We start from the raw sequence: 19,397 nt of genomic DNA, 5'->3' as shown, positions 1-19,397 counted from the left end.
ACGGTCGCTTTCGGGAGAGGGCTGGCTGCGCCGACTCCGCCACCCACCATGGGGCCAGTACCAGCTCCAGGAGCTGAAGGGGGGCGAGGACCTGCGGTTGGCTTTTGCAGAGGAACGGTAGGTGCGCCGGTTTCGGTGCGTGGAGGTGGCGCTGCTGGATTTTGGGCAAGCGGACGGGTGGCAGCTGGCAGACCTGCCATAGGCGGTGAGGAAGGACGAGGGGCCGCTGGTGCCACAGGTGCTCCTGGCGGCTTAGGGGCCGTAGGAGGAGCCAGCGGACGAGCCATCGGAGGGGGCATGGCACCAGAAGGGGCGGGAGCGGCCGGTGGTGGTGACGAGGCCACTGGAATGGCTGAAGTGGTCTTTCGGGACGGCGGCGACATCGGCGGCGCAGGCAGCTTCACCGGGGAGGTGCTGGACTTGGGCGCAGGTGGAGGCAGCGGCGCGGAGGGCAGCTGGATCGGAGCCGTGGATTTTTTCGACATCATGGGAACCACGGATGTCGTGTTGAAAGAGGCTGGAATTCCACCTGTGGCAGGGGAAACCGGCGAGGTGGACTCACGCGGCTGGGTGACACCTGCACCAGGGCGACCACGCAGTGTGATACGCACCGTTTCTTTTTTCAGAGGGACGGCGGCCGTTTTGGGCGTCGAGCCTGACGGTGGTGTTGGGGGCGTGTTTTCGGATTCGCTCATGGTTCAGGGACGGAAAATAGATGATTCGGAGAATTCTGTATATTTAGCGAATTTCGCCCCCTTGCGTCAATCCCTTTCTCCTGATGCCTTGCAATTGTCGGACCATTGATCGTTAGTTGTTCATCTGGTGGCCGGCAATCACGTCCTCCCAGGCCTTTTTAGCATGAAAATTCTTGTCACAGGCGGAGCTGGTTTCATCGGCTCCCACACCGTTGAGCGCCTTATTACTGAGGGAGCTGGGGAGGTCACAATCGTTGACAGCTTCAATGACTACTACAATCCCACGATCAAGCGTGAGAATCTGAGGTCATTAGGTTCGAAAGTGACGGTTTGTGAGGGGGACATTTCTGATCCGAAGTTTGTCCATGAGACCTTTGATCTGGGCCGTTTTGACGCAGTTATCCATCTGGCGGCCCGCGCTGGCGTGCGCCCCTCCATTGAGCAGCCCGAGTTGTATATCGATACCAACATCAAAGGTACCTTTCACCTCCTTGAGGCCGCCCGCCGCACCGGAGTGAAGCACTTTGTCTTCGCCAGCAGTTCTTCCGTTTATGGAGTGAACAAAAAGGTGCCCTTTGCTGAAGCCGACCCCATTTTGCAAACCATCAGCCCTTATGCGATGACCAAGATGGCAGGCGAGCAGATGTGCTCCAATTACAGCCATCTTTACGGCATCAAGACCGTCGCCCTGCGCTTTTTCACGGTCTATGGACCGCGCCAGCGCCCTGACCTGGCTATTTCAAAATTCTCCCGACTGATCGAAGACGGCAAGCCGATCGATAAATTTGGGGATGGCAGCACCGCGCGCGACTACACCTTTGTCCACGACATCGTCGATGGCATTATTGGTGCGCTCAACTACACCAGCGGTCCCATCTGCGACATCATCAACCTTGGCGGTTCCCAGACCGTCACACTCAATGATCTGATCGCCACCATTGAGCAGGCGATTGGTAAAAAGGCCGTCATTAATCAACTGTCCGAGCAGCCGGGGGATGTGCCTCTGACATCTGCCGATGTGAGCAAAGCCAAGGCCCTGATTGGCTTCAAACCCACCACGACCATTGCGCAGGGGGTGCCAGCCTATGTGGAATGGTTCCGAGACATGCGGGCCCGCGGCATTGCCGTTTCCTAAAAATGCGGTGCTGAGACCGTGCCCTCTTCGATTTCCTGGCGCTTTTTGCGCACGATGCCGTCGGCGATGTCCGTGACCATCTCCTCAAGCAGCAGCCGCAGATGGCTGCCGGGGCGGTAATCGGCGGGGGCGATGTGTTTCACGCGGTCGGCGAGGCCGGTGAGCTGGTAGCATTTGCGGAAGCTGCTGCGGCTGGCCTCGTCAGGATTGTAAACCGCCACCGCATGGCCGCCATAACGCTTCATCAGGGTGAAGCAGGGGACGTCCGTCGGGCCGTCTCCCACATAGATCATGTGCTGGAAGGGGATGGGGCGCAGTTCCGGGGCCATGTGATCGTTCACATCTTCGTGAGGTTCCAGCATGCCTTTGTTGATGCGAAAGATGTACTGCGTCTTGGTGGTGTGGCTGATGACGCGTTTTGGAAAGGTGATGCGGCCGTTTTTATCCTCGCCGAATTCGCAGCCGAAGATGCGCTTCACAAATGGTGCCAGCGCCGAGCCGTCCAGCAGGGCTTTCAGGCCGCTGGAGATGATGTAATGCTCGATTTTCACACCGAGCAGACGGTGCTGGTCGTTGAGCACTTTGTTCAGTTCGTCGAAAAGCTCCGGCACGCCTTTGAAAAAATTCAACTTTGCGCCGAGTTTCTGCAAGTCCTCGTTCGTTGGCCGGTCCATGTCGAGGTAGTCCAGCATGCATTTCAGGTAGGCCAGTTCACCGTCGTAGCCCTCCTGATTCACGAGTTCACGGCTGCGCTTCCAGAACTGCTCCGGATTGATGCCGAAGTGGGGGAAGAGTGTCTCATCCTGCATGTACGTCGGACTGAGCGTCTGATCGTAATCATAAATGATGCCGATGGTGGTCTGCTGGGATGCCATGACTGGAGTGGACGGTTGTTTGCGGTGTTTGACGATTGTTGACAGTGGTATGGAGCAATCGTCAACAACTGCAAGCACCCCGTTCAGACGAGCGCTTTGAATGCGCCGGAGAGTGTGGGGTGCGCAAAAGCGTAACCCATCTCCGTGGCAACGCGAGGAATCACTCGCTGCCCGCTCAGGAGCATTTCTTCCGCCATGCCGCGCAGCAGCAGTTTGAGGGCGAAGGCAGGCGCATGAAAAAAGGCGGGGCGATGCAGGGCTGCTGCCAGTTTTTGGGTGAACTCGGCGTTCGTGACCGGCTCTGGCGCGCAGAGATTCAGCGGGCCGTTCACGGTTTCGGTGATGACCGCCTGGAGGAGAAGCTGAACTGCATCGTCGATGTGTATCCAGGACATCCATTGCTGGCCTGATCCCAGTCGGCCGCCTAGACCGCAGGCAAACACTCGACGCAGCAATGGAAACGCCCCGCCATCGCGGCCCAGCACCATGCCCGTGCGCGAAGTGATGACGCGCATGCCGAGTGCTTCAGCCCGGTGCGCCGCCGCTTCCCAGCCTGCGCAGACATCGGCCAGGAAGCCCTGGCCCTGCGGCGATGTTTCATCCACGGCATCTGCGCCGCTGTTGCCATAAAATCCGGCCCCGGAGGCGCACACCAGCACCTTGGGCCGGTTCTCGGCTTTCCAGGTGGCGAGATGCGCGACAAGGGACTCGGTGAAATCCACGCGGCTTTTCCAGATGCGATCACGTTTGTCCTGCGTCCAGAGGCCCATGAGTGATTCGCCCGAGAGATGGACCAGTGCATCCAGTGGCGTCTCAGGAAGCGCATGGGGTGCCTGTTTTGGCTGCGTCAGGCCCGAACCCGGCCTGCGTGAATAGGCGATCACCTCATGGCCTCGGTCGATTGCATATTCTTTGAGGTGCCTGCCGATAAAGCCCGTCGCTCCTGTGATGCCGATGCGCATGAGAATTATTGAGGAGGGATGGGAACCAGAACTTCATTGCGGCGCAGAAAGCCCGGTGTCCACGGCGGGTCATAGTAGGCACTGAAGGGGGCACCAGCCTCCTGAAGCTTGTTTTGCTGCATCCAAGCTTTCAGTTTCGACAGAGCCTGCAGTTCCAGTTCCTTGGTTTGGGAGCCGCTGAAGCGATGCACGGCCACTCGACGCGCTTTCATGGTGTCCACGCTCACCTGGGCAGAGGCAGGGGCGGGCGTATCCTTCTTGTGCTTATCTGGTACCACGAAGGCCATTTTCCCATCCACCATGAAGACCGGTGTCGTCATGGAGATCTTCTCTTTGGCTGCATTTCCGCCGTCGATGTAGCGGAACAACCGCATGAAGCTGGAATTGTCCGCGTCACGAGAAGTGGTGGCGATTTTGAGCTCGGGATACTCACGAATCTCAAAGGCACCGTCCGTGCGGATGACCTTGTAAGGAGCCGTTTCATAACCCGCACGTGATGTGGCGCAGGCGGCGATGCCGATGGCGCTGACAACCAGACCACTGATGAGGGCGAGCAACTTTTTCATGGCCGAGATACGCGCACCATGGCTCAAAGGGCTGACTTTTCCAAGATGAGGCAGCGAAACGAGCGGCCCATCAAGGCTGGATGCGTGAGCGAATTGAACTGACGCATCGTGGCGGCGTCAGGCGGTCTGCCTTCGAGGCTTTGAATCCACTTCGTCGCCATGCGGCCCAGCAGGCGGCCCTGAAGGTCGTATTCGCGCTGGGAGAGTCCATGGCGCACGGCTTCATCAATGAGCCGCGTGAAATTGATGTGTGTCGTCAGGTCACATTCGCCGAGGTCATCCAGAACTCTGCCGTCTGTCTGGTGCTGCCGGTAACGGCGGATGGTGCCATCGGCACGGGAGTCGGCGTGGAATTCCTCAGCATCCAGACCGTAGTCGGCGATGAAGATGGCTCCGCGAAATGCGGCCTGAGCCAGGGCGCGAATCCAAGAGACCATGGCAAGATTGATTTCGAGGGTGTGGCCGGTCTCGAGATCGTGGGGCAGGTGTTTCACTTCTGCCTCGAGTTCCTCACAGGAGCAGCCGCCGGGAATGAAGCGGAAGGCCTCGGTGCCGTCTGTTTCGACGAATAATTCCTCCCAGCGTTCGCCGTTCCAGCGGACGAGGTGCACTGGAAAGGCGTCCGGCAGCTCGTTGCAGAGGAAAAAACCGTTTTTGGGGCCGGTTTTGAGCGCAGCGAGGCTTTCCACCCATTGAACCCGGCCGCCGAGGCGCTTGAACTGAGCTTCACGATATTTCGGGTTTGGCTCCACGATGAGGTAGCGCAGGGGGCTGCCCTCCAGGGCGCTCAACACATCTTCAGCGAGCTGGCCGTCATGCGCGCCCTGTTCGATGAGCGTGAAATCTTCGGGCTCTCCCAGCACCTGCCATTCCTGCAAAGCGTACATGGCCAGCAGTTTCCCGAACAAGGGGCCGACGCTCACACTGGTGTAAAAATCGCCCTGACGGCCGATTTTGCGCGGGCCGGTTCCATAATAACCATGATCAGGATGATAAAGAGCCAGATCCATGACCTGTGCAAAGGGCAGACGGTCGGAAGGAGAGGCGGCGAGCTTTTCTCGCAGTATCTGGGGAAGGGAAGACATTCGATGCACGGGAAAGAACTGGCGCGGATTGTGAAGGACGGGTAGTTTTACGACCCTACTTTCTTACCAAGCCATGTTCCGTGATGATCCCGATCCCCAGCCTGAACGCAACTGGCGTGGCGAAGCCGGCCTAAAACTGCCGTTCTACCGCCGTGGCTGGTTCAGTGCGCTCGTGGCTTTTGCCCTGCTCTGCGTTGTGTCAGCGTTTGGCGTTTACAGTGTGATCGTGGCACCGCTGCGGCGGGATGCGGAGAAGTTTGACCTGGAGGAACTCAAGAAGCTGGAGTCAGCGAGCATCATTTTTGACCGTGATGGTGATGAAATGGCGCGCCTTTACGTGCTGAACCGCACGCCGGTGCCGGTCACGGAAGTGCCGCAGCACTTGATCGATGCCCTGGTGGCGCAGGAAGATTCCCGATTTTTCAAGCACGACGGGGTGGACTACATCGGTCTCCTCCGTGCGGTGAAGGAAAACATCGTGGCCCGCGAAGTCACGCAGGGGGCGAGTACGATCACACAGCAGCTTGCCCGGCAGACGTTCAAGCTGCTGGAACGCAGCTACAAGCGCAAGATTTTGGAGGCATTCATCGCCCAGCGCATCGAGAAGCATTTCTCGAAGGCGGAGATTCTGGAGCTCTACCTGAACCGCATCTTCTTCGGGGTGAATTTCTACGGGGTGCAGGCGGCGGCGCGCGGCTACTTTGGCAAGGATGTCAAAGAGCTGAGCATCGAGGAGGCGGCGACGATCGTCGGACTGATCAAGAGCCCGAACAACATTCAGCCGATCAAGCACCCGCAGCGTGCCATGAAGGAGCGCAATTACGTGCTGGAGCGTATGTCCATCGAAGGCACGCTGACGAAGGACGAGGCCGCCAAGCTCAAGAAAAGGCCGCTGGTGACTGCGCCGCAGAGCACGGACCCGCGACTGAGCTATGTCTTTGATGCCGTGCGGCGTGAGGTCGTGGATCTGGTGGGGGAGGAGAGGGCTTCCATCGGCGGCTTCCGCATTTACACCAGCATCGACCAGGATCTGCAAAAGGCCACGGAGGAGGCGGTCAGCAAGCGCATGGCCGAGCTGGAAAAGCGCCCGGGCTACGAGCACCAGACTTTTGCGCAGTTCCGCGCGATCCTGGCTGACTACCGCGCACGCATGAAGCGGGGTGAAATTGATCCCGCCACCCCCAAGCCGCTGCCAGAGTACCTGCAGGCTGCGGCCTTGATGATCGACAACAATGACGGCAGCATTTTGGCGATGGTGGGTGGTCGTGACTTTGGTGACAGCCAGTTCAACCGTGCCACGGATGGCGTGCGTCCGGCAGGCACCGCCTTCACACCGCTGGTGTATGCGGCAGCGTTCAGCAGTCCTGGACTTTACCCGGGCACCAAAGTGGATGATGCGCCGCTGGACAACCGCCGCGTGATGATCGGAGGCCTGACTGGGATTCTGGGGGAATGGGGTGCGGAAGTGGACAACCCGAAATGGACGCAGGCACCGATGAGTTCGCGTGAGGCTCTCGTACAGGGACGAAACTCTGCAACCGTTCGCCTGGGCGAGCGCATCGGGGTGCCCATGGTCAAACAGGTTGCACAGAAGGCGGGCATCACCTCCGAAATGCGCGACTACCCCTCCACCTTCCTCGGTGCCAGCGAAGTGCGTCTGAGTGACATGTGCCTGTCCTATTCCAATTTTCCCACGCTGGGCAGCCGCCCGCAGAAGCTGAATCTGATCCAGCGCATCACGGACAACAACGACAAGGTGGTGTTTCAAATCTCCGAGGCGGCGCTGCGCAGCGTGCAGAGCATGGACCCCATCGCCGCGTATCAGACGCACACCTGCCTCGTGGATGCACTGCATCGCGGCACCGGCAGTCCTGCGGTGAGTGATTACAAGCTTGGCGAGTTCGTGGCGGGTGGCAAAACCGGTACGCACTACGAATTCAAGGACCTCTGGTTCCTGGGCTATACCTCCGGAGTCACCTGCGGTGTATGGGCGGGTTTCGACAAACAGAAGACCATTTATCCCGGGGCGTTCTCCAACCACATCGTGCTGCCTGTCTGGGTGGACATGGTCAATGCCAGCGCCACGCGCTACGTGCCAAAGGATATCGAGCCGCCGCAAACGGCGGAGCGGGTGGAAATGTGCCAGCGCAGCGGCATGCGTGCCACTGACTACTGCTACGAGAAGATCAAAGGGCCTGATGGCCGCGAAAAATCCGTGCGATCCACCTACTTTGAGTATCTGCGCCCGGGCACGCCGCTGGAGGGCTTCTGCAATCTGCATACGGGCGAAGGTCTGCCGGTGGAGATCAAGCAGTTTGGCTATCAAAGCCCTGCCAGCGGTTTCGGCGCGGCCCCTCTCATTGCTTCGTCCAACCGCTGGGTCCACATCGAACCTGTGCGCATGAAGGCGCTCACCGTCATTGGTGAAGACCCCTACAATTCCGAGCAGGCCGTGCCTCGTGCCAGCCCCGTGAATGACGATGGCACGCCAATCCGCAAAGCCATTCCCGTCGATGCCGTTGATACCCCGGATGAAGACGCGCCGAAGCTCAAGCTGGCCCCCCCGCCGCCGATGAAGATCGATCTCTGAGGGCTAGCGCAGCAGCATCTTACCTTTTTCTGCATCGAACTCCTTCTCCCACTTCGCCACGACAAGCGTGGCAAGCGTGTTGCCGATGAGATTGGTGATGGCGCGGGCTTCAGACATGAAGCGGTCGATGCCGATGAGCACTGCAAGACCTGAGACCGGAATGCCGGTGTCGATGGTGGATAGCGTGGCCACCAGCGTGATGAATCCTGCTCCGGTGACCCCTGCGGCCCCTTTGGAGGTCAGCAGCAATACCGCCAGCAGTCCGAGCTGCTGCCACAGCGTGAGATGCGTGTTTGTGGCCTGGGCGACGAACAACGCCGCCAGCGTCAGATAGATGCAGGTGCCGTCGAGATTGAAAGAGTAGCCGGACGGAACCACCACGCCGACCACCGACTTGTCACAGCCGGACTTTTCAAGTTTGAGCATGAGCTGGGGAAGAGCGGTCTCGGACGACGACGTGCCAAGCACCAGCAGCAGCTCGTCCTTGATGTGAACCAGCATCTTCCACAGGCTAAATCCGTTCCACCGCGCGATGCCGCCCAAAACGACAAACACAAACAGCCCGCAGGTGAGATAGACACAGGCCAGCACCTTGGCCAGCTTGATGAGCATGCTCGGACCCTCAGACCCCACGGTGTAGGCCATCGCCGCGCAGGCTGCGACAGGGGCGACACGGGTGATGATGGCCACCAGCTTGAAAAACACCTCCGAAACGCTGTGAAGCAGATCCAGCACCAGTTTGCCCTTATCCCCCATCTGGCACAGTGCCACAGACACCAGCAGCGCGAGAAACAGGGCCGGCAGCACCGAATCGTCTGTAAAAGCGCCCACAAAGGTCTTGGGCACGATGTTCATGAGGAAGGCCTTGGTGCTCGTGTCTCCCGCCTTGGCCTGGTATTCGCCCAGCTTCGAGGTTTCCTTGGCCGAGGCATGATGCTCCACTCCGGCGCCCGGCTCGATCACATTGGCCACCACAAGGCCGATAAGCAGCGCCACAGTGGTGACGAGCTCAAAATACAGCAGCGCCTTCCACCCCACGCGCCCCACCCGTTTCAAATCCCCCATGCTGGCGATGCCACAGACCACGGTGCAGAATATGATCGGCGCGATCAGCATCTTGATCGCCTTGATGAAAATCTCCGCCAGCGGCTGGAGGTCGGTGGCATTGTAGCTGTGGCCGAACAGGACGATCGCATTCGCTGGCGGAAACAACAAACCGAGCAGGATGCCCAGAACGACGCCGATCAGCACCTGCACGTAGAGAATTTTGAGCCATTTCATGGGCGCGGATGCTGGCAGCTCCGGCGGCAAAAGCCAAGAGGCATTCTTGCACCCTCCGCCGGGCGTGCTAGGCTTGCAGCCCTCCAAACCACCAATCAGCACGCATCATGGGCAAAACACTCTTCGAAAAAGTCTGGGATTCGCACGTCGTCGGCACCCTCGGCAACGGTCAGACACAGCTCCTCATCGACACGCATCTCGTCCATGAAGTCACCAGCCCGCAGGCTTTCGGCATGCTGCGTGATCTGAACCTGAAGGTGGCCTACCCGCACCGCACCTTTGCGACCGTCGATCACATCGTGCCGACGGACAGCCAGGTCTCGCCGTTTTCCGATCCTCTTGCGGAAGCGATGATCCAGGAGCTCAACAAGAACGCCAAGGACTTCGGCATCACCTATTTCAGCCTTTCCAGCGGCAAGCAGGGCATTGTGCACGTCGTCGGACCTGAGCAGGGGATCACCCAGCCCGGCACCACGATTGCCTGTGGCGACAGCCACACCGCGACGCACGGTGCTTTCGGCGCGATCGCCTTCGGAATCGGCACCACCCAGGTGCGCGACATTCTCGCCACGCAGACCATGGCGCTGGGCAAGATGAAGGTCCGCCGCATCAATGTGGACGGCCAGCTGCGCCCCGGTGTTTACTCCAAGGATGTGATCCTCCACATCATCCGCCTGCTGGGCGCGAACGGAGGCATCGGTTACGCCTATGAATACGGTGGCAGTTTGGTTGACGCGATGTCGATGGAAGAGCGCATGACCGTCTGCAACATGAGCATCGAAGGCGGTGCGCGCTGCGGCTACGTGAATCCGGACGAAAAGACCTTCGAATACCTCAAGGGGCGGCCTTACTCGCCGACGGGTGATGCCTGGGAGACCACCGTAGCGCAGTGGCGTGCGGTCGCTTCGGATGCGGATTGTGTTTATGATGATGTCATCAACATCAAGGCTGAAGACGTGCCGCCAACGGTCACCTGGGGCACCAGCCCGGACCAGGCCATCGCCGTGACCGAAAACGTGCCGACCGCCGAAAGCGCCACCACCGAGCCGGGCCGCATCTCCATTCAGGACGCGCTTGATTACATGAAGCTGCCTGCCGGTCAGCCGATCAAGGGCACCAAGATTGATGTCGCCTTCATCGGTTCCTGCACCAACGGTCGTCTCAGCGACTTCCGCGAAGTGGCCAAGTTCATCAAAGGCCGCAAAGTGGCAGCAGGCGTCAAAGCAATCGCGGTTCCTGGGTCGCAGATCGTCGATGTGCTCGCCCGTAAGGAAGGTCTGCATGAAATCTTCAGCGAAGCCGGCTTCGAATGGCGCGGTGCAGGCTGCTCCATGTGTCTGGCGATGAATCCCGACAAGCTTGTCGGCGATCAGCTTTGCGCGTCTTCTTCGAACCGCAATTTCAAAGGACGCCAGGGCAGCACCACGGGACGCACCGTCCTGATGAGCCCCGTCATGGTCGCCGCCGCTGCTCTGACTGGCAGCATCGCGGATGCCCGCGAGGTGTTCTCGATTGCGGGTTGATTCTGAAACCCATTGTTTCGAAAGGCGCGGGTCGTGAGATCCGCGCCTTTTTTATGAGGTGCTTGAATCCAGAATTGTGTCCGAAGCGGATAAGACCAGATTCGTGAAAACTGTGGTTCTCATTTCGGCACTCCTCATACTCGCTTTGCTCGCGGTGAACGCGTGGATCATGTCGCCGACGCGCTGGCAGTGGCAGCTTCAGCTGGCGACCACAGAGTTTGGTCACTGGCTTGCGCTGCTTTCGCTGCTTTTGATTTATCCCGCCGCGCAGTCCTCGCGCTGGCTGGCGTTGGTCTGCCTGCTGCTGGCCGTCGTGTTTTTCATTCCTGCCGTGCAGGCGTCGCGCATTGCAGCGGTGCAGGGGCTGCGCTTCTCATGGCTGCGTTTGTGGCAGCCGGTGCATGCAGAGAAATTCAGCGTGCAGTGTGAGCGCCGTACCTTTTGGCGTGAGGGGGATGAAGCGCTGGATGTTGTGATCTACCGGCCTGCCGGTGTTGAGAAGCCGCTGCCCTGCCTGCTGATTGCCCACACCGGCGGCTGGGACAGCGGTGATCCCGGCGAATTTGTCGGAGCCAACACCGAGCTTGCCTCCCATGGCTATGTGCTCTGTTCCTATGCCTATCGGCTTGCACCGAAATACCGTTGGCCGGCGCAGGCTGAGGATACGCGGCGTGCCTTCGCCTGGCTTCGCAGTCACGCCGCTGAACTCGGCATCAATGTGAATCGGGTCGTTCTTATGGGCCGGTCTGCTGGCGCGCAGATCGCTGCTGCCTGTGCTTATGGCATGCCGGAGCTTGGCGCCTGTGCCTGCATCGACGTCTATGGCACACCCAACATGCATCTCGCCCGCGAATGGTCTGTGCCTGACGATTTGTTAAAGTCCCTGACCCTCGTGCGCCAGTACATGGGCGGCGATCCGCACGAGGTGACTGAAGGCTACCGCACGGCTTCGGCGACCGAGTTCCTCGACGCGCGCAGCCTGCCCACGCTGATCCTTCACGGCACTCTGGATTCACTCGTGGGCATTGGGCACAGCCGCCGCTTCAGCACGAGCCTCGCGCAGCGCGACGATCACTTCTTCCTCGAGATTCCGTGGGGCACGCATGGCATGGACTACTTTCCTTCCACGCCGGGAGGGCAGCTTTCCATGTCTGCCATTGTGCGCTTCATGGAACGATTTGCTCATGATGCACCGTAGTGGAGGACATGTACCGGATTCTCAGCCTCTTCTGCGCGCTCACCTGCTCCGCCTTCGCCGGAGATCTTCAGCTCACTCTGCCACCTGTCGTGTATGCCACGCCGGATGTGCCGATGAGCATCTACCACGACAACATCGTGCTGACGGAGACTCCCGAGGCCTACCGCTTTGAGTTCACCTGCAAGCTGGGCAAAAATGAAGAACGCCGCTGGACGCTCACACCGAGTGATGCCGATGTGGGTGATCACCCGATTGCCATCACCGTCAAAGATGCTGGCGGCAAAGTGCTGGAGCAGGGAAAGACGATGCTGCACATCGCCCCGCGCAAATCGATTTCCTCCAAGCCGCTGCGCATGCTCATCGTGGGGGACAGCCTCACGCATGCGAGCTTTTACCCGAATGAAATCGCCCGCCTGCTTGCTCTGCCGGGCAATCCCAAGGCCACGCTGCTCGGCACTCACAAACCTGCAGGCGTAAAGCCAGGTGTCGCGCATGAAGGTTACGGTGGCTGGAAGTGGTCTGACTTCCTCACCAAATTCGCGCCGGAGACTCCGGGAGTGGCCGCAGGTCCAGTGGCTCGCAAGGCGACCAGCCCTTTTATCTTTCCGGCTGCGGATGGCAAAACGGGTGCCTTCGATTTGCAGCGCTACTTCAAGGAGCACTGCGGCAACCAGTCGCCCGATGTCGTCACCTTCCTGCTTGGTATCAATGACTGCTTCGGTGCCGATCCGAACAACCCAGACGCCAAGATCAATGAGGTGCTCGACAATGCGGACAAGCTCCTCGCGGCCTTCCACAAGGCTGTGCCCAATACCAAACTCGCTGTGGGACTGACTACGCCGCCGAATGCGCGTCAGGAAGGCTTCACAGCGAACTACAAGGACAAGTATCCACGCTGGGGCTGGAAGCGCATCCAGCACCGCATCGTGCAGCTCATGCTCAAGCGTCTCTCCAACCGCGAGAAGGATGGCATCTTCATTGTGCCCACTGAGCTCAATCTCGATCCTGTCGATGGCTATCCGAACAACAATGGCGTGCATCCCAATCCAGTGGGCTACGCTCAGATCGGAGCCAGCTTCTACTCGTGGATGAAATCGAAGCAGTGAAGCGGCGGTTGAACGCCACTACTTCGCGACACTCTTCCTCCACCCGTTCACTCCTTCACGGAACAGCTCGTCCTTCAACTTGGTCCCCAAGCCCGTTCCCGTGGGCAGCTGCGCCTTCCCGTTCACGATGACCGGCAGCGTATCGACCAGCTTGTCGTAGAACGAGCGGATGTGCGCCCGGACCGTCTCCTGAAACACGACATTGGCCGATGAGGCCGCGAGATGCAGGCCGCTGAACAGCGTGAGCGGGCCGGTGCAGTCGTGAATCGTCGCAGGGACGTTAAAGGTCTGCGCCATGTCGATGACGCGGCGGGTTTCGCTGATGCCGCCGTTCCAGGTGGGATCGACCATGCAGTAGTCGCAGGCCTGCGCTTGCAGCACGCTCAAATATTCTTTGCGGCCGAGCAGCATCTCACTCGCCGCGATAGGCAGACCACTTCGACGACGGAAATCGGCCAGCGTGGCTGCGTTATCCACGCGCAGCACGTCTTCCAGCCAGAGCGGTTTGATCTCGCGCAAAGCTTCTGCGATGCGTTCGGCCGCCGGGAGCTGGAAAAACGCGTGCCCTTCGATGGCGATGTCCATTTTCATGCCCACACGCTCGCGAATCTCACGCAGTGGTTTCATGCCTTCTTCGATATCGGCCCATGAGATGTGCAGACCGCCGTTACGATGTGCCGCACGATCAAATGGCCACAGCTTCATCGCGGTGATGCCTTCAGCGAGCAATTCCTCAGCGAGGTCACCGGCGGCAAAATGAGAGGCCCAGTTGTCTTGCAACGGTCCCTTGCTGCCGATGTCGCCATAGCCCGGCCAACCCGGATGACGTGGAGCTTCCGTGGCACCCGCCAACGCGCCGTAACTCGGACCGCCGCTCGTATTATACACGGGAATCGCATCACGCACCGGCCCACCGAGCAGGCGATACACCGGTTGGTTGCAGGCCTGCCCAAGAATGTCCCACAGCGCGAGATCAATGGCTGACAGCGCCCGCATCTCCGCGCCCGGATGCCCAAACGGCGTGCAGCGCTCATAGATGAAACGCCAGTGCGCTTCAATCGCCAGCGCATCGGCTCCGAGCAGGCGCTCTGCCATCCAATCGTGAATCAACGCCGCGATGGCATGCGGTGTGTAATACGTCTCGCCGCAGCCGATGAACCCGTCCTCCGTGTGAATGCGGACCAGCAGCAGATTCGGCATGATGCCGGAGGGAATGGCAGTTTCGATGGCGGTGATGCGTGACATGATGTGGATCAGTGGGTGAAAATCTGGCGGAACATGGCGAATGAAATGAAGCCGTAAAACAAGGCGCACAAGACGAGCGCGATCTTGCGCCAGAGGGGAGGGCGCAGTTCACGCGGCAGCAGCGTGGTGTTGAGGCGCAGGATTTGCAGCGCGGAGAAGGCCGTGATGGGTGCGGCGGTGGCACCGAGAATCATGAGCAGCAGTTTCGCATCGCCAAGGAATGCGCCGAAGCATGCGATCACTGTGAAGCCGAGCAGCAGCAGGCCATAGAGCCGCCCCACCGGCATTTTCTTCGGAACCGCACCGCCCGCCCACGCCATGTCGGCCACCACGCGGGCCAGCACATCCACATTCGTCAGCGTCGTCGAAAACAGAATCCAGAAGCCGTTCATGAGGCCGAGAATCCAGAAGCCCTCCCATAGCTTGCGCATCTCCGCCGCTTGAAACACGCCCGCCGCAACGCCGGTGACCTGCATGCCGGGTTGAAACAACGACGAGGCCAGATTCACCATCAAAAACATGCCCACGATGCATCCCAGCATCCACAGGCCGGATTGATCAATGATCGCGTAACGCCACCAGTCGCGCCAGCGCTTCAAATTTTCCGCGTTGATCGGAAACACGCTGCCTACGGGGGCCAGTGTCTGCTCCGTGCTCCACACGCCACCCATGTTGCCCGCTTTGGAAGCCATGCCGAAGCCCTTGTCACGAAACCAGTTGGCGATGGCAAGATTGCCAATGCCGCCGCTGCCTGCGAGCGCTGCAAACACTGCCAGCATCACGAAATCGACCTTCTCTGGAATCGCTCCGAACGAGAAGAAGCCTGTCAGCGTGCTGCTCCAGTCCTTGAGCGGCACAAAGGTGAAGTTCACCCACAGCAGGAAACCGAAGATGAAGATGATCATCATCCACGACAGCCGCTCCAGCAGTCGCTCGACTTTTTTGCCTGAGGCGAGCACCACGGCCGAGATCACTACCAGCGCCACCGTGATCCACGTCACAGTCGACGCATCGCCACTCGTCGGAGCACGTCCTTGCAGCATCGCAAACGCCACACCTGCGCATCCAGCCGCCGCCGCAGGCATGCCGAGCTGCGCAAAGCCCGCCAATGCATAAAACACGCCCCACACCCGCGATCCCGGCCGCATCCGCATGAAGCCCGTGAGCACCGGTTCTCCCGTGTAAAGCGTGTAGCGCACCGCTTCGAGATTCAGCAGCGATTGCAGCACAAATGCCAGCGTCGCGATCCACAGCACGCTGCGTCCGTGCTGCACCACAAACAACGGTCCTGCGATCCACTCGCCCATCCCAATGGCCCCCACGAGCAGGATGGCCCCCGGCCCGATGGTGCGCAGTGCATTGCGCAAACTGAATGGCAGCGGTGCGGGAAGATCGTCGGTCTTCCAAGGAGGAAGACCGCCGTGATTTGGGTTGGGTGGCTTCATGTCAGGATGTGGGCTGGCCGGCTTGAACGCTTTGAATCAGCCCGCGCATGTAGCCATACGCGAACAAACGGCCCATCATGGTGTAGCCGGGCTCGCCATCTTCTTCGCCGTCGAGCTGCGGCACATGATCGGGACGCATGGGGCCGGTGAAGCCGATGTCGTGATAGGCGCGCATGGCGGCAACCATGTCGGTGGGGCCGTTGTCATGAAACGTCTCGGCAAAACACTCTGCATTGCCACGCACGTCGCGAAAATGAACGTAGCGGATGTGCGGGCCGAGCCGGCGGATGGCGGCGGGAATATCGGCACCCATCTCCGCAAAGGTGCCCTGGCAGAAACACATCGCATTGTGCCGACTTGGTGCGAGGCGCATGAGCCGCTCGAAGTTTTCGACGCTGTTCATGATGCGCGCCTTGCCGGCGAATTTCGCTAGCGGCGGGTCATCGGGATGCATGACCATCGTCACGCCGTGTTTTTCTGCCGAGGGGAGCAGCTCGGCGAGCATGCGCTCCAAGTTCGTCCACAGGGCGTCTGCCGTGATGGTTTCGCTGCCAGCCTGAATCGCCGCCGAGTTCAAAGACATGGCTTGCTGCGCTTCTTTGAGATCAAATGCCGTCACCAGCGCTCCGCCGCGCTCCGTGGCATTCAGCTTGGTTCGCACCCAGTCGGTGCCGGCCATGAAGTTGTAGCAGAGCAGCGGGATCTCCGCCTCGCTCATGTGTTCAAGCAGCCGTTTCATCGCGGTCATGTCACTGCCATCGTCCTTTCCGAGCTTGAGCTTCTCGATGGGCAGATAGCCTTCGATGATCCCCAGCTTCATGCCGTGGCGCTCGATTTGCGCTTTGGTTTGCAGCAGAGGCTCCAATTCCGGCCCTGGATATCGCACCGTAATCTCTTCGACGCCGCACTGGGCCGCGAGGGCCAGATGGTGATCATTGAGTGGTGTGAGGACAGAGGCGAGGCGCATGAAAGATGATTCCGGAGTGAACAAACAACGTGGGTGCGCCCGTAGTTTGTGCATGCAGCTCCGCGCTTTTTCGCTCACCATTCTGTTTACCAGTGCCGTCCTTGCCGCGCCGCCTGGAGCCACGCCGCTTTTGCCTCCAACTCCGCCGAAATCGGTGGCTCCTCATGTGCCGGCGAATTGGAAAGCTGGAACGGCCACTGTCGCGGTGACGCCGCAGAAGCTGCTCTGGATGGCCGGATACGCAGGGCGCAAAAAGCCTGCTGAGGGCAAGGTGCAGGATCTGTTTGCCAAGGCGCTGGCTCTACAAGACGAGCAGGGAAACAAGCTGGTGTTTGTCACGCTGGATCTCATCGGCGTGCCGCAGCTTCTGCGTCAGGCCGTGGCGCAGCGTGCGGAGAAGGAGTTTAGTCTGCCGCCTGCCCATTTGGTGATGAACGCTTCACATACCCACAGTGGTCCTTCTCTTCGTACGACTCCGCTGACGGATGCAGACAAGGACAACCCCAAGGCCAAAGACTTATGGGAGTACACGCAGAAGCTGCAAAACGACCTCGTCGGCCTGATCGGCAAGGCGCTCAAGGAAATGCAGCCCGCACGCCTCACATGGAACAAGGCTCGCTGCGGTTTCGCCATGAATCGTCGTCGTGACTACACGCTGTCGCCCGACCATCCGAACGCCAACAAGGCGCCCAATCCGGACGGTCCTGTGGATCACGAGGTGCCGGCACTGCGCATCGAAGCGACTGATGGCACGCTGCGTGCCACCCTGTTTGGCTATGCATGTCACAACACCAGCCTCGGCTTTTACAACTGGTGCGGTGACTATGCGGGCTTTGCGCAGGAATACCTGCAGGAGCACCGCCCCGGCTTCATGGCCCTGTTCCTGATGGGCTGCGGTGCTGATCAGAATCCCTATCCACGTCGCAGCGATGTCGTTCCCGGTGTCACGGATCTGGAGCTTTCCATGCAGCACGGTCGTTCGCTTTCCAACGCCGTCGAAATGGCTCTCGTCGTCAATCCACGTCCTGTTCAGGGGCCCATCCGTGCTGCCTATGAAGAGATCAAACTCAGCTATGCCAAGGCGGGACGCGCAGACCACGACTACCCGGTGCAGGTCATCAAGCTCGGCAACGATCTCACCTTCATCACGCTCGGCAGCGAAGTCGTGGTGGATTACTCCCTGCGCTTCAAGCGTGAGTTTGCCGGTGCCGCCGGTGTCTGGGTGGCAGGTTATTCCAATGATTACACCGGCTATGTCCCGAGCCTCCGCGTGCTCAAAGAAGGCGGCTATGAAGCTGCGGCCGGTTGGGCGGAAAGCGTGGAAGAACGCATCGCCGACAAGGTCCATGAACTGCACCAAAAACTTTCCCGATAATCCATGAAGACACTCGCACTCCTCCTCGCATTCACCGTCTCGGCTCTTGCCGCCGAGGCACCGCTCTCGTTCACGCTGCAATCACGCGCTCCTGCTGGAAAAACGACGCTGGTGAAGGAACCGTGGCTGCCCTCCCGCACCGCCATCATCGTCTGCGACATGTGGGACCTGCATCACTGCAAAAACGCCGTGACGCGTGAAGTCGAGATGGCGCCGCGCATGAATGAGGTGCTCGAAAAGGCTCGCAAGGATGGAGTGCTCATCATTCATGCACCGAGCAGCTGCATGAAGCCCTATGAAGGCACGCCCGCACGTGCGCGTGCGAAGTCCGCGCCAACGGCTGCGCGTCTGCCTGACAAGATCGCCGAGTGGTGCAAACAAATCCCGGCCGAGGAGATGGCTGTGTATCCGCTAGATCAAACCGACGGCGGTGAAGACGATGATCTCGCCGAGCATGCCGCATGGGCCAAAGAACTTGCGGCGAAGGGGCTCAATCCCAAAGCACCGTGGACCAAGCAGATCGATGTACTGCGCATTGACCAAGACAAGGATGCCATCAGCGACAGCGGAGTGGAGATCTGGAACCTGCTTGAAGCACGGAACATCGACAACGTGGTCCTCATGGGGGTCCACCTCAACATGTGCGTCTCGGGCCGCCCTTTCGGCCTGCGCCAGATGGCGAAGAACGGCAAGCACGTCGTTCTCATGCGCGACCTGACGGACACGATGTACAATCCCGCACGCTGGCCGTTTGTGAGCCACACCCGCGGCACGGAGCTGTTTGTTGCTCATGTGGAGAAGCGCATCTGCCCCACGATCACGTCGGATCAGATCATCGGTGGCAAGGCCTTCGAGTTCAGCGATGCCACAGCGGGCAAGAAGCGCCTGCAGATCATCCTTCTTGGCGACAGCACCACCGAGGCCAGCATTCCGAAGAAATTTGCGCCGGATGAACCGCAGATCGAGGACACGCTGCGCATCAAGCTGGCTGCCGAAGCCGACCTTCCTCCCTGCGATGTGTACAATGAAGGCGTCAGTGGTGAATTCATCCGCCGGCTGCTCGACACCCGCTACGACAAGGCGGTGAAAACCAAACCGCAGGCCGACTACATATTCATTCGCTACGGACTCAACGACCAGGCGAAGGTCAAAGACTTCAACACCCAGTTTGCGAAAGATTTTCATGAGCTGCTTGAGCGTCTGCGCAAAGACCATCCCAAGGCGATGCTCATTCCGATGACGGTCATCCCTTATGCTCTTAACAATCTGCACGAGGACATCAATGCGCTCGTCAAGCAGATCTCCAAGGATGAAAAACTCACTCTCTTCGACATCGCGCCGCGCTATCT

Annotated in this window: 16 protein-coding genes; 8 read left to right on the top strand and 8 right to left on the bottom strand. The window is 59.7% G+C overall.

The features are described from left to right. The first annotated feature begins 348 nt into the window (after positions 1-348). A complete protein-coding gene (locus tag ACIREA_RS04345) occupies positions 349-804 on the top strand; it encodes a hypothetical protein (protein WP_397380922.1) in 456 nt (151 codons plus the stop codon). A 54-nt stretch (positions 805-858) separates the two neighbouring features. Beyond that, complete coding sequence (locus ACIREA_RS04340) at positions 859-1,830, top strand: SDR family NAD(P)-dependent oxidoreductase (RefSeq protein ID WP_397380920.1); 972 nt, start codon at positions 859-861, stop codon at positions 1,828-1,830. Here ACIREA_RS04340 and ACIREA_RS04335 read toward each other — a convergent pair. From ACIREA_RS04335 to ACIREA_RS04320, 4 genes are all read right to left on the bottom strand, one after another. Further along, positions 1,827-2,705, bottom strand: a complete 879-nt coding sequence (locus ACIREA_RS04335) for an HAD family hydrolase (protein ID WP_397380918.1) — start codon at positions 2,703-2,705, stop codon at positions 1,827-1,829. The genes ACIREA_RS04340 and ACIREA_RS04335 overlap by 4 nt on opposite strands. Before the next feature lie 83 nt (positions 2,706-2,788). Then, positions 2,789-3,667: a TIGR01777 family oxidoreductase gene (locus ACIREA_RS04330; protein WP_397380916.1), complete on the bottom strand. Its 879-nt coding sequence runs from the start codon at positions 3,665-3,667 to the stop codon at positions 2,789-2,791. Between the two features lie 5 nt (positions 3,668-3,672). Then, complete coding sequence (locus ACIREA_RS04325; RefSeq protein WP_397380914.1) at positions 3,673-4,233, bottom strand: SOUL family heme-binding protein; 561 nt, start codon at positions 4,231-4,233, stop codon at positions 3,673-3,675. Positions 4,234-4,256: 23 nt separating this feature from the next. After that, the gene (locus ACIREA_RS04320) at positions 4,257-5,318 is read right to left on the bottom strand and encodes a class I SAM-dependent methyltransferase (RefSeq protein ID WP_397380912.1); all 1,062 of its coding nucleotides are present in this window, start codon (positions 5,316-5,318) and stop codon (positions 4,257-4,259) included. A 73-nt stretch (positions 5,319-5,391) separates the two neighbouring features. Here ACIREA_RS04320 and ACIREA_RS04315 point away from each other — a divergent pair, with 73 nt between their 5' ends. Continuing rightward, on the top strand, positions 5,392-7,908 hold the full coding sequence (locus tag ACIREA_RS04315; protein ID WP_397380910.1) for a transglycosylase domain-containing protein: 2,517 nt from the start codon (positions 5,392-5,394) through the stop codon (positions 7,906-7,908). 3 nt (positions 7,909-7,911) lie between these two features. Here the strand turns inward: ACIREA_RS04315 and dctA are convergent, their stop codons facing one another. Next, positions 7,912-9,189, bottom strand: coding sequence for a C4-dicarboxylate transporter DctA (gene dctA / locus ACIREA_RS04310; RefSeq protein WP_397380908.1), 1,278 nt, complete (start codon positions 9,187-9,189; stop codon positions 7,912-7,914). A gap of 107 nt (positions 9,190-9,296) precedes the next feature. Between dctA and leuC the strand changes: the two genes are divergently transcribed. The 3 genes from leuC (at position 9,297) to ACIREA_RS04295 (ending at position 13,016) form a co-directional block, all read left to right on the top strand. Continuing rightward, the gene (leuC, locus tag ACIREA_RS04305) at positions 9,297-10,712 is read left to right on the top strand and encodes a 3-isopropylmalate dehydratase large subunit (RefSeq protein WP_397380906.1); all 1,416 of its coding nucleotides are present in this window, start codon (positions 9,297-9,299) and stop codon (positions 10,710-10,712) included. A gap of 103 nt (positions 10,713-10,815) precedes the next feature. Continuing rightward, on the top strand, positions 10,816-11,910 hold the full coding sequence (locus tag ACIREA_RS04300) for an alpha/beta hydrolase fold domain-containing protein (RefSeq protein WP_397380904.1): 1,095 nt from the start codon (positions 10,816-10,818) through the stop codon (positions 11,908-11,910). Positions 11,911-11,918: 8 nt separating this feature from the next. Beyond that, the gene (locus ACIREA_RS04295; RefSeq protein ID WP_397380902.1) at positions 11,919-13,016 is read left to right on the top strand and encodes an SGNH/GDSL hydrolase family protein; all 1,098 of its coding nucleotides are present in this window, start codon (positions 11,919-11,921) and stop codon (positions 13,014-13,016) included. Positions 13,017-13,034: 18 nt separating this feature from the next. Here ACIREA_RS04295 and ACIREA_RS04290 read toward each other — a convergent pair whose 3' ends face one another. Genes ACIREA_RS04290 through ACIREA_RS04280 form a run of 3 tightly spaced genes read right to left on the bottom strand, consistent with a single transcriptional unit; the run spans position 13,035 to position 16,673 of the window. Continuing rightward, positions 13,035-14,261 (bottom strand): mandelate racemase/muconate lactonizing enzyme family protein, encoded by a 1,227-nt coding sequence (locus tag ACIREA_RS04290; RefSeq protein ID WP_397380900.1) that lies wholly within the window; start codon positions 14,259-14,261, stop codon positions 13,035-13,037. An 8-nt stretch (positions 14,262-14,269) separates the two neighbouring features. Further along, positions 14,270-15,706, bottom strand: coding sequence for an Nramp family divalent metal transporter (locus tag ACIREA_RS04285; RefSeq protein ID WP_397380898.1), 1,437 nt, complete (start codon positions 15,704-15,706; stop codon positions 14,270-14,272). Position 15,707: 1 nt separating this feature from the next. Beyond that, the gene (locus ACIREA_RS04280) at positions 15,708-16,673 is read right to left on the bottom strand and encodes a mannonate dehydratase (protein WP_397380896.1); all 966 of its coding nucleotides are present in this window, start codon (positions 16,671-16,673) and stop codon (positions 15,708-15,710) included. Between the two features lie 52 nt (positions 16,674-16,725). Between ACIREA_RS04280 and ACIREA_RS04275 the strand changes: the two genes are divergently transcribed. Both ACIREA_RS04275 and ACIREA_RS04270 read left to right on the top strand, forming a co-directional pair. Continuing rightward, on the top strand, positions 16,726-18,048 hold the full coding sequence (locus tag ACIREA_RS04275; RefSeq protein WP_397380894.1) for a neutral/alkaline non-lysosomal ceramidase N-terminal domain-containing protein: 1,323 nt from the start codon (positions 16,726-16,728) through the stop codon (positions 18,046-18,048). A gap of 3 nt (positions 18,049-18,051) precedes the next feature. Beyond that, positions 18,052-19,397: SGNH/GDSL hydrolase family protein (locus ACIREA_RS04270; protein ID WP_397380892.1), on the top strand; the 1,346-nt coding region annotated here is incomplete at its 3' end.

Source organism: Prosthecobacter sp. (genome assembly GCF_044373815.1).
Lineage (GTDB): Bacteria > Verrucomicrobiota > Verrucomicrobiia > Verrucomicrobiales > Verrucomicrobiaceae > Prosthecobacter.
This window is presented reverse-complemented; position numbering and strand designations above follow the sequence as displayed.

Excerpts from the sequence above, each read along its gene's own strand:
- ACIREA_RS04295 (WP_397380902.1), top strand. The coding sequence starts at position 11,919 with ATGTACCGGATTCTCAGCCTCTTCTGCGCGCTCACCTGCTCCGCCTTC.
- leuC (WP_397380906.1), top strand. The coding sequence starts at position 9,297 with ATGGGCAAAACACTCTTCGAAAAAGTCTGGGATTCGCACGTCGTCGGC.
- ACIREA_RS04340 (WP_397380920.1), top strand. The coding sequence starts at position 859 with ATGAAAATTCTTGTCACAGGCGGAGCTGGTTTCATCGGCTCCCACACC.
- ACIREA_RS04330 (WP_397380916.1), bottom strand. The coding sequence starts at position 3,667 with ATGCGCATCGGCATCACAGGAGCGACGGGCTTTATCGGCAGGCACCTC.
- ACIREA_RS04275 (WP_397380894.1), top strand. The coding sequence starts at position 16,726 with ATGCAGCTCCGCGCTTTTTCGCTCACCATTCTGTTTACCAGTGCCGTC.
- ACIREA_RS04290 (WP_397380900.1), bottom strand. The coding sequence starts at position 14,261 with ATGTCACGCATCACCGCCATCGAAACTGCCATTCCCTCCGGCATCATG.
- ACIREA_RS04345 (WP_397380922.1), top strand. The coding sequence starts at position 349 with ATGGCTGAAGTGGTCTTTCGGGACGGCGGCGACATCGGCGGCGCAGGC.
- ACIREA_RS04335 (WP_397380918.1), bottom strand. The coding sequence starts at position 2,705 with ATGGCATCCCAGCAGACCACCATCGGCATCATTTATGATTACGATCAG.
- ACIREA_RS04280 (WP_397380896.1), bottom strand. The coding sequence starts at position 16,673 with ATGCGCCTCGCCTCTGTCCTCACACCACTCAATGATCACCATCTGGCC.
- ACIREA_RS04315 (WP_397380910.1), top strand. The coding sequence starts at position 5,392 with ATGTTCCGTGATGATCCCGATCCCCAGCCTGAACGCAACTGGCGTGGC.
- dctA (WP_397380908.1), bottom strand. The coding sequence starts at position 9,189 with ATGAAATGGCTCAAAATTCTCTACGTGCAGGTGCTGATCGGCGTCGTT.
- ACIREA_RS04285 (WP_397380898.1), bottom strand. The coding sequence starts at position 15,706 with ATGAAGCCACCCAACCCAAATCACGGCGGTCTTCCTCCTTGGAAGACC.
- ACIREA_RS04325 (WP_397380914.1), bottom strand. The coding sequence starts at position 4,233 with ATGAAAAAGTTGCTCGCCCTCATCAGTGGTCTGGTTGTCAGCGCCATC.
- ACIREA_RS04320 (WP_397380912.1), bottom strand. The coding sequence starts at position 5,318 with ATGTCTTCCCTTCCCCAGATACTGCGAGAAAAGCTCGCCGCCTCTCCT.